Origin of the sequence: Bradyrhizobium lupini (assembly GCF_040939785.1) — a bacterium.
Taxonomy (GTDB): Bacteria; Pseudomonadota; Alphaproteobacteria; order Rhizobiales; family Xanthobacteraceae; genus Bradyrhizobium; species Bradyrhizobium canariense_D.
In genome coordinates, this window is the sequence record NZ_CP162553.1 from 393,492 (window position 1) to 409,640 (window position 16,149).

Annotated in this window: 15 protein-coding genes and 2 pseudogenes; 8 read left to right on the forward strand and 9 right to left on the reverse strand. The window is 64.2% G+C overall.

Annotated features, from left to right (window positions below; all coding sequences use genetic code 11):
* Nucleotides 1-6: 6 nt before the first annotated feature.
* From kynA to AB3L03_RS02185, 4 genes and pseudogenes are all read right to left on the reverse strand, one after another.
* Entirely contained in the window at nt 7-846 is an 840-nt protein-coding gene (gene kynA / locus AB3L03_RS02170; protein WP_018456311.1) for a tryptophan 2,3-dioxygenase, read from the reverse strand.
* Between the two features lie 33 nt (nt 847-879).
* Nucleotides 880-1,689, reverse strand: coding sequence for an alpha/beta hydrolase (locus AB3L03_RS02175; RefSeq protein WP_018456310.1), 810 nt, complete (start codon nt 1,687-1,689; stop codon nt 880-882).
* 228 nt (nt 1,690-1,917) lie between these two features.
* Nucleotides 1,918-3,196: pseudogene (locus AB3L03_RS02180) on the reverse strand (ArgE/DapE family deacylase).
* Nucleotides 3,197-3,250: 54 nt separating this feature from the next.
* Entirely contained in the window at nt 3,251-3,976 is a 726-nt protein-coding gene (locus AB3L03_RS02185) for a pyridoxamine 5'-phosphate oxidase family protein (protein ID WP_247368329.1), read from the reverse strand.
* Nucleotides 3,977-4,050: 74 nt separating this feature from the next.
* On the opposite strand from AB3L03_RS02185, the gene AB3L03_RS02190 reads away from it, so the two are divergent.
* Both AB3L03_RS02190 and AB3L03_RS02195 read left to right on the forward strand, forming a co-directional pair.
* Nucleotides 4,051-5,523, forward strand: coding sequence for a PLP-dependent aminotransferase family protein (locus AB3L03_RS02190; protein WP_247368712.1), 1,473 nt, complete (start codon nt 4,051-4,053; stop codon nt 5,521-5,523).
* A 67-nt stretch (nt 5,524-5,590) separates the two neighbouring features.
* Nucleotides 5,591-5,839 carry a DUF6719 family protein gene (locus tag AB3L03_RS02195; protein WP_247368715.1) on the forward strand — a complete coding sequence of 83 codons (249 nt, stop codon included), beginning with the start codon at nt 5,591-5,593 and terminating at the stop codon, nt 5,837-5,839.
* Between the two features lie 3 nt (nt 5,840-5,842).
* Here the strand turns inward: AB3L03_RS02195 and AB3L03_RS02200 are convergent, their stop codons facing one another.
* Nucleotides 5,843-6,205, reverse strand: a complete 363-nt coding sequence (locus AB3L03_RS02200; RefSeq protein ID WP_085352965.1) for a hypothetical protein — start codon at nt 6,203-6,205, stop codon at nt 5,843-5,845.
* A 35-nt stretch (nt 6,206-6,240) separates the two neighbouring features.
* Nucleotides 6,241-6,405 (reverse strand): hypothetical protein, encoded by a 165-nt coding sequence (locus AB3L03_RS02205; protein WP_018456302.1) that lies wholly within the window; start codon nt 6,403-6,405, stop codon nt 6,241-6,243.
* 417 nt (nt 6,406-6,822) lie between these two features.
* Here AB3L03_RS02205 and AB3L03_RS02210 point away from each other — a divergent pair, with 417 nt between their 5' ends.
* Nucleotides 6,823-7,032 carry a hypothetical protein gene (locus AB3L03_RS02210; protein ID WP_204511014.1) on the forward strand — a complete coding sequence of 70 codons (210 nt, stop codon included), beginning with the start codon at nt 6,823-6,825 and terminating at the stop codon, nt 7,030-7,032.
* Nucleotides 7,033-7,087: 55 nt separating this feature from the next.
* Here AB3L03_RS02210 and AB3L03_RS02215 read toward each other — a convergent pair whose 3' ends face one another.
* On the reverse strand, nt 7,088-7,636 hold the full coding sequence (locus tag AB3L03_RS02215) for a CreA family protein (RefSeq protein ID WP_085352963.1): 549 nt from the start codon (nt 7,634-7,636) through the stop codon (nt 7,088-7,090).
* A 208-nt stretch (nt 7,637-7,844) separates the two neighbouring features.
* Here AB3L03_RS02215 and AB3L03_RS02220 point away from each other — a divergent pair, with 208 nt between their 5' ends.
* The 4 genes from AB3L03_RS02220 (at nt 7,845) to AB3L03_RS02235 (ending at nt 11,841) form a co-directional block, all read left to right on the forward strand.
* A complete protein-coding gene (locus tag AB3L03_RS02220; protein ID WP_085384887.1) occupies nt 7,845-9,428 on the forward strand; it encodes a L,D-transpeptidase family protein in 1,584 nt (527 codons plus the stop codon).
* Nucleotides 9,429-9,520: 92 nt separating this feature from the next.
* Complete coding sequence (locus AB3L03_RS02225; RefSeq protein ID WP_085352959.1) at nt 9,521-10,090, forward strand: glutathione peroxidase; 570 nt, start codon at nt 9,521-9,523, stop codon at nt 10,088-10,090.
* 165 nt (nt 10,091-10,255) lie between these two features.
* Nucleotides 10,256-11,281, forward strand: coding sequence for a polysaccharide deacetylase family protein (locus AB3L03_RS02230; RefSeq protein WP_018456296.1), 1,026 nt, complete (start codon nt 10,256-10,258; stop codon nt 11,279-11,281).
* A gap of 8 nt (nt 11,282-11,289) precedes the next feature.
* Nucleotides 11,290-11,841 (forward strand): dihydrofolate reductase, encoded by a 552-nt coding sequence (locus tag AB3L03_RS02235; protein WP_018456295.1) that lies wholly within the window; start codon nt 11,290-11,292, stop codon nt 11,839-11,841.
* 11 nt (nt 11,842-11,852) lie between these two features.
* On the opposite strand, the gene AB3L03_RS02240 is transcribed toward AB3L03_RS02235, so the two are convergent.
* On the reverse strand, nt 11,853-12,305 hold the full coding sequence (locus AB3L03_RS02240) for a DoxX family protein (protein WP_018456294.1): 453 nt from the start codon (nt 12,303-12,305) through the stop codon (nt 11,853-11,855).
* Nucleotides 12,306-12,595: 290 nt separating this feature from the next.
* A pseudogene (locus AB3L03_RS02245) lies at nt 12,596-14,904 on the reverse strand (NADP-dependent malic enzyme).
* Nucleotides 14,905-15,249: 345 nt separating this feature from the next.
* On the opposite strand from AB3L03_RS02245, the gene AB3L03_RS02250 reads away from it, so the two are divergent.
* Nucleotides 15,250-15,762 (forward strand): hypothetical protein, encoded by a 513-nt coding sequence (locus tag AB3L03_RS02250; protein ID WP_368508172.1) that lies wholly within the window; start codon nt 15,250-15,252, stop codon nt 15,760-15,762.
* The last annotated feature ends 387 nt before the right edge of the window (nt 15,763-16,149 follow it).

The following is a 16,149-nucleotide window of genomic DNA, read 5'->3' on the forward strand; positions in this document are numbered from 1 at the left end:
AATTCTCTACAGGATCGTGCGCACGCGCCAGAGTTCCGGAAACAGCTCGACCTCCAGCATGCGCTTGAGGTAGCTGACGCCGCCGGTGCCACCGGTGCCGCGCTTGAAGCCGATGACGCGCTCGACCGTCGTCACATGGTTGAAGCGCCAGCGCCGGAAATAGTCCTCGAAATCGACCAGCTTCTCGGCGAGCTCGTAGAGCATCCAGTGCGTTTCCGGCGCCTCGTAGACGATACGCCAAGCCTGCAGCACACCTTCATTGAAGCTATGAGTCTCGCGAACATCGCGCGCCAGCACGGCCGCAGGCATCTTGAGCCCGTTGCGGTCGGCGAGCCGCAGCACCTCGTCATAGAGGCTTGGCGTTGCGAGCTCGGCTTCGAGCAGCTGCGTTGTTTCCAGATCGTGCGCGTGCGGCTTGAGCATGGCGTGGTTGCGGTTGCCGAGCAGGAATTCGATCTGCCGGTATTGCCGCGACTGGAAGCCTGAGGACTGGCCAAGCTGCGAGCGGAAGCGCGTATACTCGCTGGGCGTCATGGTGCGCAGCACGTCCCAGGCGCCGTTGAGCTGCTCGAAGATGCGCGACATCCGTGCCAGCATCTTCATTGCAGGCTGCACCTCATCCTTCGCGATCGAACGGCGTGCGGCGCTGAGCTCGTGGATGGCGAGCCGCATCCACAGCTCGGTGGTCTGATGCTGGATGATGAACAGCATCTCGTCATGGGCTTCCGACAGGGGATGCTGCGCGCCGAGGATCGCGTCCAGCGCCAGATAGTGTCCATAGGACATGCGCCGGGCGAAATCGGTCTCAGCGCCTTCGCTTGCGGGATCGTATTGGCTGGACGTCATGGCAGGCCCTTTCGATCGATCTTCAAGGCCTCGTCAGTCGAGGCCGATCAGGCGCGCGGTGGTGGGCGACGACGGGTCCTTGAGGGCGTCGATCACGGTGAAATGGTTCAGCCCGGGATCGACGACAAGACGCGTCGGCACATCGAAACCAGTCCAGACATTGGCCATCAGATCGGACTGGCGGATGAATTCGGGCCGCTCGTTGCCACCGACCCAGGCGGTCACCGGCGAAGGCCCGCGCGGCAGATGCAGCGCCGCGCTTTCCAGCGTCGCCTCCTCCATCGTCATGCGCAGGGTGTCGTTCATCCTGGTCTTGAGCAGCGGACGCAGATCATGCAGGCCGCTGATGGACAGCGTGCCGGCGACGCGGTTGTAGACGGCGGGCTCCAGCCGGCTGTCGTCGCACAGCATACGCGTAACGAGATGCCCGCCGGCGGAATGGCCGGCGAGCCGGATCGGGCCCGCGACCAGCGAGGCCGCCTTGGCAATCGCTGTGGTGATTTCCGCCGTAATGTCGGAGATGCGCGCGGCCGGCGTCAGCGTGTAGCTTGGCAGTGCCACCGTCCAGCCGTGATGGCGCGCGCCTTCGGCGAGATCAGTCCATGTCGACTTGTCGAAGCGCATCCAGTAGCCGCCGTGGACGAACACGACGAGGCCCTTGCTGTCGCCGTCGGGCAAGATCAGATCGAGGCGCTGGCGCTCACCGGGGCCATAGGCGATGTCAGCGCGAAACTCCTTCAGCCCGGCGCGATAAGCCGCCGCCCGCTCCGCCCACAGCGCCGGTATCTTGTCCGAGCCCGGGATATGGGCCGAATTGGCGTAGGCGTCATCCCAATCGCGCATCGTGCTTCCTCGACGGACTCAAGGCCTTGTGGACCAGGCGCCAGTCTGCCACCAGCGCGGGCGGCATCCTAGTCTTTCTTTAAGCTTAAAGGATTTGGGCGCCGGTGGATTGGGCAGCCGGAAGATGGTTCGTTCCCCAGGGCGCAGCGCAGCGTGAAACGATGCGCTGCTGAACCGCGGTCCAAATGTGCGGTGACGTGGGTCCTGGCTCTGTCCGGGACACGAGGGCTACCCCTGCTCCACCCCGCACCAATCCGCGATGAACAGCGCCATTGCCTTGGTCGTCTTTTTTCAGCGAGTCCAGATCGACATATTCATTGAAGCCGTGCATCTCGCCGCCACTCGCGCCGAAGCACAGGCTCGGGATGCCGTGATTGAGGCCGTAGAAGCGGGTGTCGGTAAGCGCGGTGAAGACGAGGTCTTCGATTTGGCCGCCATAGACGGTGCTGAAGGCCTTGCCGAACGCCGCCTCAGGCGCGGTGGCATTGGTCAGCTCATAGCCTTCCGACAAAAAGCCCGACCATTCGATCTCCGGCGGATTGTTGGCGAGGAAGCGGTGGTTGCGTGCGGCGGCGGCGACACGCGCAAGAATCTCCTTCTGGTGATCGGCGATCGACCAGCCCGGCAACACGGCAATCCGGCAATCGACGTCGCACCAGGCCGGCACGCTGGAGGCCCAGTCGCCGCCCTTGATGATGCCGGGGTTGAAGTTGATGGGATGGTTCAGCGTCTTGAAGTGACGATCGGCTTTCGCGCGCTCGTTCCACTCGATCTCGAGTTTTTGCAGCGCCTGGATCAAATGATAGGCCGCCATGATTGCATTCGCGCCGGAGCCGGCGAAGGCGACATGGGTCGGATGGCCCTTCACGCGCAGGCGGAACCAGATCACGCCCACCTGCGAGCGCACCATCTTGCCGCCGGTCGGCTCAGGAATGAAGCAGGCATCCGCACGATAGCCTCGTTGAAGCGTCGAGAGCGCCCCGACGCCGGTGCTCTCCTCCTCGATCACAGACTGGAAGTGAATCCGCGCCGTCGGCCTCAGGCCGGCGGCCCTGATCGCATCGAGCGCGGAGAGCGCTGCGATGGTGCCCGACTTCATGTCGCAGGCACCGCGACCGAACATCTTGCCGTCCTTGATGACGGGCGAGAACGGCGGGGTGTCCCACAATTCCAGCGGCCCCGCGGGCACCACGTCGCAATGGCCCTGGAGGATCAGCGATTTGCCCGCCTCGGTTTTGGGCCGGTACGTGCCGACCACAGTGCGGGCCTTCGAAAAATCGTGCTCGATGGGCCCGAAGCCGCGCAGATCCTTGAGGTCGTCGACATTGATGTGCCAGTCGTCGACCTCGTATCCGCGCGCGCGCAGGAGGTCGCCGATCATGTCCTGGCATGGCCCCTCCGCACCGCGCGTCGAGGGGATCGCGACGAAATCGCGTGTGGTCGCGAGCTGGGCTTCGAAGCCGGCATCGACGGCGTCAAGAATCCTCTGCTGCGTTTCGGCATTCATCCGGCAACTCCAATCGGGCATTGAGATCATCGATGGAGCGCAAGCTAACCGATTTCAGCCGTTCCGGTACTCTGCAAAATAGGCATCCCGCAATGCATCTTCGAGCAGCCGGCCCTCCGAATAGCCATTCAGTGTCGCCGGCCGGCGCACGCCGTCGAGCAGCCGCGGGCAAGGCTCCGGCGCGCCGAGCACCGTGCGCACCGGGATGCGCTCGGCATAGATCGGCAATTCATAGTCCTCGTCGTCGTCGGCGACACCCTTGGCCCGGATTTTCGCGGAGGCCTCCTCGATCTCCATCGCGATAAAGGAGGTCGCCTTGATCTCCTGGGTGTTGCTCGCCCGCAGGCTCGCGGTGCGATCGGGGAAGAAGCGGTCGACCATCGCGATGACCGCGCGCTCTTTCTCGTCGGGATCGGTGACGAGATAGGCGGTGCCGAATGCCATCACGGCGCGGTAGTCGGCCGAGTGATTGAATCCGCAGCGCGCCAGCACCAGGCTGTCGAGATGGGCGACCGTCAGGCACACACGCTCGCCCCTGGTCTGGTTGCGCAGCATGCGGCTGGCGCTTGAGCCGTGCCAGTACAGCTTCGTCCCTTCGCGCCAGAAGAAGGTCGGCGTGCAATAGGGCTGGCCGTCGATCGCGTAGGAGACGTGGCAGAGCATCGAGGAATCCAGGATGCGATGAACGGTGTCGTGATCGTAGAAGCCGCGGTCATGACGGCGCTTCACCTGGTTGCGCGTGGATATCGGATAGGAATTCTGGTTCTCGGTCTGGCTCACGGCCGCTCCTGTCGGATTTGAACAATGCCAGAACAGTTGTAGGCGCGGATTTGGTCTGCGATAGTGCCAATTCCATGCGAAAAATTCCGACCAATTCCGTTCCGTCGCCCGCCAAGGCCGAGCTGCCGCTCGACCTCGCAGGCCCGCACATCACGGCTGGCGCCTCGTCGGCGCACCGGCTGTATCAGGCGCTGTGCGAGATGATCGTCGGAGGTCTGGTGAAACCCGGCGAGCCGCTGCCGCCGTCGCGCACGCTGGCCAAACAGACCGGCTTTCGGCGCAATGCCGTCGTCACCGCCTATGAGCGGCTGATCGCCGACGGCTTTGCCGACGCAACCGTCGGCTCCGGCACCTTCGTGGCCGCGCGCATCCCCGCGCGCGCGGCCGAGCCGAAGCGGCCCAAGATCAGCGTCGAAACGCCGGGGCAAGGCGCGTTTTCACTCGGCTGCACCCATATCGACGCGCGTGCCGTGCAGCATTTCCGGGCCTTTGTCGGCCGTCGCATGCGCGCCTTCGGCGCGGAGCATCTGCACTATGGCGATCCCCGTGGCAGCCGCGAACTGCGTGCGGCGATCGCCGATCATCTGTTGTCGGCGCGGGGCCTGCGCTGCGATCCCGATCAGATCATGCTGACGTCAGGCACGCTGCACGCGCTGCGCATCGTGCTGAGCGCAATCCTGAAGCCCAACGACCAGGTCTGGTGCGAGGACCCGGGTTACCCCGCCGCGCGCAAGACTATCGCGCATTGCGGCTATCGTGCCGTCTCCGTTCCCGTCGACGCGCACGGCATGCGGGTCGCCAAAGGCCGCGCAGCGGCGCCGTCCGCGCGCGCAGCCTATGTGACGCCGTCGCACCAGTTTCCGCTGGGTGTGCAGATGTCGATGCCGCGGCGGCTCGAGCTGCTGGACTGGGCCAGGCAGGCCGGCGCCTTCGTGCTGGAAGACGATTACGACAGCGAATTCCGTTACGACGGCGCGCCGCTGATGTCGCTGGCCGGCATCGATCATCTCCAGCGCGTGATTTACATGGGTACGTTCGCCAAGACGTTGTTTCCGGGCCTGCGCATCGGCTATTGCGCCCTGCCCGAGCGCTTGATTGCGGATGTGACCGCGGCGCGGGCTGCGCTCGACCGCTTTCCCGGCACGCTGATGGAGGGTGCGGTGGCCGACATGCTCAATTCCGGCGCGTTCGCGGCGAACCTGAAGCGCGTGCGCAAGCTTTACCGCGAGGCGCGCGACGCGCTGGCCGGGAGGCTCGAAGCCGCATCCGATGGCGTGCTGTCGGTGCCGGTCCCATCACAGGGTCTGCATCTAGTCGCCCGGTTCGATCCCTCGGTCGATCCGCTCGTGGCGGCGAAAGCCAAGCAGGCCGCCGGCGCCGAAGGCTGGCTGTTGGCCGACACCTATTCACGCGCGCGCCCACAGCCCGGTTTCGTGCTGGGATTTTCCGGCCACGCGGTTTCGAAGCTCGTGGCCTCCGCCGAACGACTCGCGCGGGAATCGCGAGTGGCCTTGCGAGCGAGGCGCACGCCGGCCCGGCGGGCATGATGAACGTTCACTATGAGAATCGGCTGCCGCTCCCTACATTGCGGCATCGATGCCGGGAGCTCACACCATGCCGCTACGCCGCGCGACTTGCCTCTCGCTCCTGATCTTCATCGCACTCGCCGCGACCGCGCGCGCAGGCACGGTCGGACGCGAGCAGGACATCGTCGATCTCAAGCTCGGCCAGCGCGTGCAAGTGGACGACGGAACCTGCCCCGCCGGACAGGTCAAGGAAGTGCGCGGCGCCAAGATGACCGACAAGGGCGTCGCACGGACGAGCACCTGCGTGTCGCGGTTTGGTCCGAAATCAAAGCGATGAGCGCTACTTCGCCGGATCGAACATACATTGCAGGGTCGGCTTGGCGATCTTGGTGAAGGTCGGGCCGATTTCGGTCTGCTTTGCGGCCGGCACCCAGTCGGTCTCGATCGTCGGCACCCCGGTCTCGCTGATGCCGCGCAGCAGGGCCTCGCGAAGATCGCGATCCTCGACGACGGCGGCAGCATGATCGTGCAGGCAGCCGCAGACCTCTTCCGGATGCTCCCATCGCCCGAGCATGCGCGGCGCGCATTGCCTCACGAACTCGGTACGGGGATCGGGTAATCTGGAGGGAGAGCGCACTTGCGCCTGAACGGCACTGATCGTCAGAAGGGATATGAACGCCGCGGCGCAGGAACGAGCAAGCATGATGGCCTTTATTGGCTGATTTTTCTTGTTGGCGATCAGAAGCGCGCGGCAACCACGATCGGCTGCGGTGCCGGGATCATGATCGGCGAGCCGCTGTACTGGAAAGTACCGATACCCGGGACATTGCCGTCCGGCGAGCCTGCGAACGAGGAGCCGGCGAGCACGAAACCGAAAGCAAGGATGAGGCTGAGCGTGCGCATGAAGTTCTCTCCGAATTCGGTGGCCGGCGTGCGCCGTCGTCGTTGTGAGGTTGATAACCATGGGCGGTTTCGCGCGTGATGCGCCAAAGCCGGAAAATGGTTTCGTCTCCGTGAGAATTGTTTCGTCCCGCTCGAGGCGACGACATATTCCATGGAAAATCTCAATCTTTTCAGATGGGTCGTGCGGTCACCCAATGTAGCCTGGCAGGTTCCGGCGAGCTCGGATGCGCCGCGGAACGCCGGCGCCGTCATGATCCCGCCTCACACCCTTCACATGCGTTTTACGTTTTTCTGCTGAAGAGAAGCCGAACGAAGGCTGGGTCCTGTCGAACCGGGGGCGCTTCGACTGCGACCCAAGCTATCGAGACCGAGGACGCCCGAGCATCGCCGAGCGCGTTCATGTGAGGAACAGCCATCATGACCGCGCAGAATCGCGCAACGACGCGCGATGCGGACCAACGAACGGACCGCCGGGAGCAACGACCTGTTCACAGCAGTGCCCATTCGCCTGGCGAAATGGCGCTGCAATCGAGCCGGGGCTTTGAGGCCACGCCGCAGTCATTCGTGCGGCTGACCGGCTCGCATCTTGCAAAACCGCGCGCCATCCGCGCTGACATCATCGAGTGAACGCAAACCCCTCACTGAGTGCACGCGAGAGCGTCACTGAGTGAACGCAAGAGCGTCACTGAGTGAAGAACTCTCCGCACTTCTGGACGTTGGCGTCCGCCGGTCCCCACGGCATGACCGGCACGGTCGAGGTCGAGTTCTTCGGCGAACCCTCGATCAGCCTGTCCGAATAGACCATGTAGACCAGCACGTTGCGCTTCGCGTCACAGCCGCGCACGATCTGCATCTTCTTGAAGAACAGCGAGCGGCGCTGGCGGAACATGTCGTCGCCCTGCTCCATCTTGTTCTTGAACTTGATCGGGCCGACCTGACGGCAGGCGAGCGAAATGTCCGAGACTTCCTCGGCAAGGCCCAGCCAGCCCTTGAAGCCGCCCTTCTCCGGCACCGTAAAATGACAGGCCACGCCCTCGACTTCAGGATCGTCGAGGCCGTAGGTCGCAAGCTTGTCGTTCGGGCTCATCCATTTGAACACGGTCGAGCGGCGAAAGATCAGATCCGGCTCGTCGGCGGCGAAGGCGGACGCTGCCGGCACGGTCAACGCCATGAGGAATAAAGCGAGGCCTTTCAAGCGGATGCTGGAAAGACTGGGGAAACGAGATGACATGAACCTCTCCGGTAACAACTTCCAGCAATGTAGGGATGAGGCGACCGATCAGGAAGACGACCGGCAAGCCGACACGGCCGCCGTTTACCGCTCCGTGAGGCTTTTTTGCTACGCTTTGGACAAATGTAGCTGATGGCAGAACCGCCATGCTGGTGAACGCGTATCCCCTCTGAGAGACTAACATCTGATTTGGATTATGGATTCGAGGATGAACAGCGTGAACGGGGCCGGTTTTTCTGCCAAGCCGACGCGGCTTTGGCAGGTCGCCATTTTGGCGGCGGCGGGTGCGATCGGCACGGCAAGCCAGGCGGACGCAGCGTTTTATTACTGGACGGACTATTCCGACGGGTCCTACGGGCGCCAGGAGCGCCATCTCGACGTCCCGCGCCAGAAACCGCAGAAGCGCGGTGCGGTCGGCAAAAAAGACCTTGTTGCCGAAAAAGAAGCCGGCACCAAACCGCAAGGTCCTCTCGTCATCGTCGTCTCGATCGACCGGCAGAAGGTCACGGTCTACGACAGCAAAGGCGTGTTCGCGGAATCCCCGGTTTCGACGGGCATGAAGGGCCATTCGACGCCGATGGGTGTGTTCAGCGTCATCCAGAAGCACAAATTCCACCACTCCAACATCTATAGCGGCGCGCCGATGCCGTACATGCAGCGGATCACCTGGTCGGGCGTTGCCATGCATGCCGGCGTGCTGCCGGGCTATCCAGCCTCGCACGGCTGCATCCGCATGCCGATGGCGTTCGCGGTGAAGATGTGGAACTGGACCAGGATGGGCGCGCGCGTGATCGTTTCGCCCGGTCAGATGTCGCCGCAGAAGTTCTCACATCCGCTGCTTGCCTCGCTGCGCGTGCCACCGCAACCCGCGGCCAGCCTCGAGCCGCAGACCAATGCCGGCGACAAGGCCGACAAGGGCACAGCCAATACCGCGGCCACCGAAGCAAAGCCGGTTGAAACGAAAACCGCCAGCGCCGACGGCGTGCCCGAGCTGCGCTCGTCGGTCGGCCACACCGTGATGTCGGACGTGACCACCGGATATGCCCCAGCCCGCGAGGAGGCCCCGGCATCGGCCGACAACACCGAGACAACGGCAAAGCCCGAGACCAAGCCCGCTGAGGCGGCGGACGCGGCCAAGCCAGAGGCCGGAGACGCCGCGCAGCCCGCGAACACTGAAGCGAAGCCTGTCGACGCCGCGGAGACGCCGAAGTCCGAACTCGCGAAGACATCCGATGCACCGGCCGCGGCGCCAGCGCAGGCGGCCACGACCGACGTCAAGAAGGACGAAACCCGCGTTGCCGATCCGGCGCCCGTGGCAAAACCTGAAGCGCCCAAGCGAGCGGGCCAGATCGCGGTCTTCATCAGCCGCAAGGATTCCAAGCTCTACGTGCGGCAGAACTTTGCGCCGCTGTTCGAGGTGCCTGTCACAATCGCCGCGAGTGATCGGCCGCTCGGCACGCATGTCTTTACCGCCGAAATCGACAAGGCCGATTCCAATGCGCTGCATTGGTCGGTGGTGTCCTTGCCAGTGTCGGTCCGTTCTGCCGCGCGCGAAGATGACGGCCGCGTGACAGGCCGCCAACGTGGCGCGGCGGTGATTCCCGTCGCCGTAAAGCCTGTGGTCCCGCCGGACAGTCCAGCCGAGGCCCTGGACCGCGTCTCGATCCCGGCCGACACGATCGCGAGGATCAACGAAATGCTGACATCGGGCGGCTCGATCATCGTCTCCGACCAGGGCATCAACCAGGGCGAGACTGGCGAAGGCACCGATTTCATCGTCCGCCTGTACTAACGCGCCTCATCGCGGCAGATAACGCCGTGTTGACGACGCCGCTCGCACCGACGGGGTAACATGCGCCCCGGATCATTTCGGGGGACGCCGTTATGATGAACCGCAGGACCATACTCATCGCCGCCTTTGCAGGCACGCTGGCGCCGGCGACGCGTGCACTGGCGGATGGCGGCATGAGCCGAATTTCCGCCTACGCCTTCTCTTTCCCGGCATTGTCAGGCGACGACATCCGCCTTGCGGCCTTCACTGGCAGGCCGCTGCTGGTGGTGAACACCGCTTCGCTCTGCGGTTACACGCCGCAATATGCCGGCCTGCAAGACATCTGGAGCGAGTTTCGCGAACGCGGCCTCACCGTCATTGGCGTGCCCTCCAACGATTTCGGCGGACAGGAGCCCGGCGGCACCAGTGAGATCTCGGAAACCGCCCACCACCAATACGGCGTTACCTTCCCCATCGCGGCCAAGGCCATCGTGGTCGGTGCAAAGGCGCATCCATTCTACAAATGGGCGGCAGAGGCGCGCCCGCGAGAAGTTCCGCGCTGGAACTTCCACAAATATCTGATCGGCCGGGACGGCTATATCGCCGATGTCTTTGCATCCGCGGTCGAACCGACAGACACGCGGATCAAGACGGCGATCGCCAAGGCGCTGGCCGACACTTGACGCCACGCGTCCCCAACCCGGTTGGGCACAATTGGGCTGGCGCGCCAAACAGCCGTTGCAATGGCGAGGGCCCACCATCTAGGCTAGGATTGTTATGGGCAGGATGGTTTTGCCGAAGGCGAAAAGCCGCGGCGGAACAACGGGATCAATCTCGAGGACAACACCATGCGTGTGGCGGCAGGACTGATATTGGCAAGCGCGATGTCTCTGGCGATGACGGGCGCGGCATGGTCGCAGACCCCGGCTGCAAAGCCCGCCGCCGCGACGCAGGCCGCACCGGCGGCAACACCGGCTGCGGCTGCGCCCGCTGCAGCTCCCGCACCCGCTCCTGCAGCAGCCGCCGCGCCGGCGGGCTTCGTCAATCCTCCGCCGCCTAAGCAGGCGCCCCAGCCCGCCCGCGCAGCCTGCAACACGCCGGGCGCGCTTGGGGTCGCCCGCACCGTCGAGATCGACACCACGGGCGGTCCTGGCTTCGGCTTCGAGCATTTCAAGGAGCTCGATTTCCTGCGCGACCACGAAGTGGTGCTGACCTTCGACGACGGCCCCTGGCCCAAGAACACGCCCGCGGTGCTGAAGGCGCTCGCCGACGAGTGCACCACCGGCATCTTCTTCTCGATCGGCAAGCACGCGACCTACGAGCCGGAGATCCTGAAGCAGGTCTACGCGGCCGGCCATACCGTGGGCACCCACACCTGGTCGCACGCCAACCTCAACAACAAGAAGCTCACGGAAGCGCAGCGCAAGGAAGAGATCGAGAAGGGTCTTTCCGCGGTGAAATGGGCGCTCGGCGGCATTTCGCCCTCGCCTTTCTTCCGCTTCCCGGCGCTCCAGCATCCGCCGGAGATGGTCACCTATCTCGGCAACCGCAACACAGCGATCTTCTCCTGCGACATCGACTCCTTCGACTTCAAGGCCTCGAAGCCCGAGAAGGTGATCGAGACCGTCATGAAGAAGCTCGACAGCAAGGGCAAGGGCATCATCCTGATGCACGACTTCCAGAAGCACACTGCGGAAGCCCTGCCCGAATTGCTCAAGCGCCTGAAGGCCGGCGGTTACAAGGTGGTGGCGATGCGCGCCAAGTTCCCGGCCTCGACGCTGCCGGAATACGACCAGGAACTGCTCAAGGACGTCAAGCTGCCGACGGTGAGCACCCGGCCGGTCAACAGCGTCGTGACAACGGTTTCCGAATAGCCGCGCCCTTGTCCTTTCGGATCGAAGGCTACGTCATCGTCTCCGCGGACGGCATGCTCGCGGACGCCGACCATGTCATGCCCGACAGCCTGAAGTTCGAAGGCGACAAGCTGTTCTTCGAGCAGGCGCTCGATCGCGCCGCGCTGATCGTGCACGGCCGTCACTCGCATGAGCAGCAGCCGAATTCACCCAAGCGCAAGCGCCTGATCCTGACCCGCAAGATCCAGACTCTGACCGTCGATCCCGAGATGCCGAACGCGACCTTGTGGAATCCGGCTCACACCAGCTTTGAGGACGCCTGTGCGTTCGCCGATGTCGCTTCCGGCACCGTCGCAATCATCGGCGGCCCCGTCGTGTTCGACATGTTCATGGATCGCTACGATACGTTCTGGCTGTCGGAAGCCCCGCACCTTCGGCTGCCCCGCGGCGAGGGCTGTTTTGTCGAAGTACCGGGGCGCACGCCTCAGGAGGTGCTGGCCTCACACGGGATGAAGCCGGGCGCGCCGTATCTGCTCGACGCCGCGCATGACGTGACGGTGACGCCATGGCGCAGGACGTAGTGGCTTAACCTTTATACGTCCCCGTAGGCCGCTTCGGCCGGACGCGTGGCGCGCCCGTAGCCCATGATCATGAACAGGGCGCCGATGATCGACAGGTTCTTGAGCGCGTCGACCAGCATCTTGCCGTTGTCAGGCGGCACCTGGTTCCAGAAGTCGTAGAACAGGAAGGTCGCGACCGCGACATAGATAATCATCAGCATCGCGAAGAAGCGCGCGCCGAAATTCAGCGCGATCATCACGCCTGCGATGATCTCGAGCACGCCGACTGCGATCGCCAGCAGTTGCGGCGTGGTCATGGCCGTCGCCGTCTCGATCTGCTTGGCGTAAGGCGCGATCATGTCGGGCATCACGACCTTGGCGGCGATGAAATCAACGGTCGCCTGCATGGCAAACAGTCTTGCCGCACCCGTGTAGATGAACAGCACGGCGAACAGGATCCGCCCGAAAGTCACGAACGCTGGCATGATCGGCCTCTTTGCTCAGGCTTTTGAATTCTCGCGAAAGCACTTCGCGATTATGAAGATACATTCGCCGGTTTACAAACGGGGAAATGGCTAACTGCGAGCAATTCAAAGTTGGTGGCCCGGCACTGCACCTTCTTACCTTGTGGGAGAAGGTGCAGTGCCGGATGAGGGGTCTCGCTCTGCAAATTCAACCGTGAGAAATGTGCGCGCGGAAGCAACCCCTCACCCGTCTCGCCGCTCCGCGGCGAGCCACCCTCTCTCACAAGGGGAGAGGGAATGCCACGCACGGCCTACGTAAACAACGTCGGCTGCTGCCGCGACGCGCGCTCCTGCGCTTCCACCACAGCCACTGCGGTCATGTTGAGGATGCCGCGCGCCGTTACCGACGGGGTGAGGATGTGAGCCGGGCGCGCCGGGCCGATCAGGATCGGCCCGACGGGGAGCGCGTCCGCCAGCGACTTGATCATCTGATAGGCGACGTTGGCGGTGTCGAGGCTTGGCATGATCATGATGTTGGCTTCGCCCTCGAGCTTGGAGTGCGGCAGCACCATCTTGCGCGCGGCGGCCGAGAGCGCGGTGTCGCCTTGCATCTCGCCGTCGGCCTCGAGTTCCGGATGCTTCTCCTTCAGGAGCTGGGTTGCCCGGCGCATCTTGCGCGAGGATTCCGTGTCGTAGCTGCCGAAATCCGAATGCGAGACGAAGGCGATCTTCGGCTTGATGTTGAAGCGTTGGACGTGGACCGCCGCGAGCGAGGCGATCTCGGCGAGCTCTTCGGCGCTCGGATTGGGCCGCACCTGGGTGTCGGCGATGAAGAAGGCGCCCTTGCTCGTGATCAGCAGCGCCAGCGCCGCATAGTCGCTGATTCCCGGGGTGAACCCGACGATCTCGCGAACATGGCGCAGATGGCTCATGTAGCGGCCCTCGACGCCGCAGAGCATGGCGTCCGCCTCTCCGCGCACCACCGCGAGCGCCGCGATGACGGTGTTATTGGTGCGCACCACCGTGCGCGCCGCATCCGGCGTCACGCCGCGGCGGCCGGCGACCTCGCCATAGGACTGCACGTAGGAGCGGTAGCGCGGATCGTCCTCGGGATTGACCAGGTCGAAGTCCCTGCCGGCCTTGATAGACAGGCCGAAGCGCTCGATGCGGGCCTCGACCACCGACGGACGTCCGACCAGGATCGGCATCGCCAGCTTCTCTTCCAGCACCACCTGGGTGGCGCGCAGCACGCGCTCATCCTCGCCTTCGGCGTAGATCACGCGCACCGGTTGGGTCTTGGCCTTGGCGAACATCGGCTTCATGACGAGGCCGGAGCGGAAGGCGAAGCGCTCGAGCAACGCGGTGTACTCGTCGAAATTGGTGATGGGCCGGGTCGCAACGCCCGATTCCATCGCGGCCTTCGCCACCGCCGGCGCGATGCGCAGGATCAATCTCGGATCAAAGGGACTCGGGATCAGCGAGCCCGGGCCAAACCCTTGCGTCTCGCCGGTATCGAAGCCTTGCGCGACCGCATCGGACGGCGCCTCGCGCGCGAGCTGCGCGATGGCCTCGACGGCGGCGTGCTTCATCTCCTCGTTGATCGCGGTGGCGCCGACATCGAGCGCGCCACGGAAGATGAAGGGAAAGCACAGGACGTTGTTGACCTGGTTCGGATAGTCGGAGCGGCCAGTGCAGATCATGGCGTCGGGACGGGCTTTGCGCGCCTCCTCCGGCATGATCTCCGGCGTCGGATTCGCGAGCGCCATGATGAGCGGCTTGTCGCCCATCGCCTTGGCCATCTCGGGCTTGAGCACGCCCGGTGCGGAGAGACCGATAAAGATGTCGGCGCCGCCGATGACGTCGGCGAGCGTGCGCTTGTCGGTCTTCTGCGCATAGACCGCCTTCCAGCGGTCCATCGTGGTGTTGCGGCCTTCGTGAACAAGGCCGTCGATGTCGCAGACCCAGATGTTCTTGCGCTGCGCCCCCATCGACACCAGCAGGTTCAGTGTCGCAAGCGCTGCGGCCCCTGCCCCCGATGCCACGATCTTGACGTCCGACAGGTTCTTGCCGTTCAGGCGCAGACCGTTGGTGATCGCGGCGGCGACGATGATCGCGGTGCCGTGCTGGTCGTCGTGAAAGACCGGGATCTTCATGCGCTCCTTGAGCTGCGCCTCGATCTCGAAGCATTCCGGTCCGCGGATGTCCTCGAGATTGATGCCGCCGAAGGTCGGCTCGAGCGCGGCCACGGTCTCGACCACGCGTTCGATGGTGTCGGCCGCGATCTCGATGTCGAACACGTCAATGCCGGCGAATTTCTTGAACAGGACCGCCTTGCCCTCCATCACCGGCTTCGAGGCCAGCGGGCCGATATTGCCGAGGCCGAGCACGGCGGTGCCGTTCGAAACCACGGCAACCAGATTGGAGCGTATCGTCAGCGTCGCCGCTTCCGCGGGGTTCTTGGCGATCTCCATGCAGGCGGCGGCGACGCCGGGGAATAGGCCAGCGCGAGGTCGCGCTGGTTGGCGAGCGGCTTGCTCGCCTGGATCTCGAGCTTTCCGGGGCGCGGCAGCCGATGATAGGCCAGCGCCGCCTGGTGGAGATCATCAGAATAGGACGACATGCGGTGTCTTGCCTCGCGTTACCGGCCTCAAACTACGTTGTCCCGACCGGCCCGCCTTCGGGTGGTATTTCCGGGTCATGGAAACGGGATGAAGCACGTCGGGCGGCCCGGTGGCAACATCCGATTGCGGCCCCGTCAACAGGGCGCGCGGTCAAATATCTGATAGCGTTCGCTTTCCCTGGACCGCGCGTTGCTTTGCGAATATGGCAGGTTGCGTGCTGCAACGCGAGCAACTGGAGCTGGGAATGAAGTGAATCCTGATCGGCTTCATCGTCGTGGCCGTGGTGGGCGCGGGCGGATGGTTGGGCTTCAGCTTCTACGCAAAAACATCGCGTCACCGCCGAGGTGGAGACCGCGTTCGAGCAAATCCGCAAGCAAGGCGGCAAGGCTAGCTACGGCAAGATCGCCTTCGATCTGCCCACGCGCACCCTCACGATCGAGGACATCGCGGTTACGCCGGGCAAGGCACCGCAGGCGCAGATCAGGATCGCCGCCATCAAGGGCACGGGCGTTCGCCAGATCGACGAAACAAGGATCTCGGCCGACGCCGTCGACATCACCGGGCTCGAGGTTACGCTGGACCAGATCGGCGCTGCCAAGCTGAAGGTCGCGTACAAGATCCCGCACCTGGTCATGCGCGACTATGCCGGTCCTGTTCAGGCGGGTCAGGTGCCGGCGGACAGCTCGCTGGTCGATATGTACCGCTACGTGCTCGGCCAATATGCGAGTGTCGCTGCATCGTCGCTCACGGCTCCGACCCTCACGATCAGCTTCGATTCCCGCGCCGCCGGCAGCGGCGAGGTCACCTATTCCGAACTGGCGATCCAGAACCTAAGCACGGCAAGATCGACGGGATGAAGTCGGACCGCGCCGTGATCTCGGTCGACGTGAAGCAACCCGGCAAGACGGACAAGCTGACGGGTGAATCGTCGAACATCATCGTCAACGATTTCGACGCGACCGCGATCATCGCCGCGCTCGATCCGCAGACGGCCAGCGACGACAGCTATCGCCGGGTCTATCGGCAGGTCTCGACGGGCCCCTATGCGCTCAAATCGGCACAGGGGATGCGAGTGGATGTCGACGGGTTCACCATGGAAGACATCGCCGTCCAGCCGTCGAAATTCCGGCTGGCGAGATATTTGCCGCGCTGCCACGGGATCAATCGGCCCCGCCGACTCCGGCGCAGGCACGCGAGCTGCTGGAGAAGCTCGCCGGAGTTTATGAGGGTCTTCGCATCGGTAA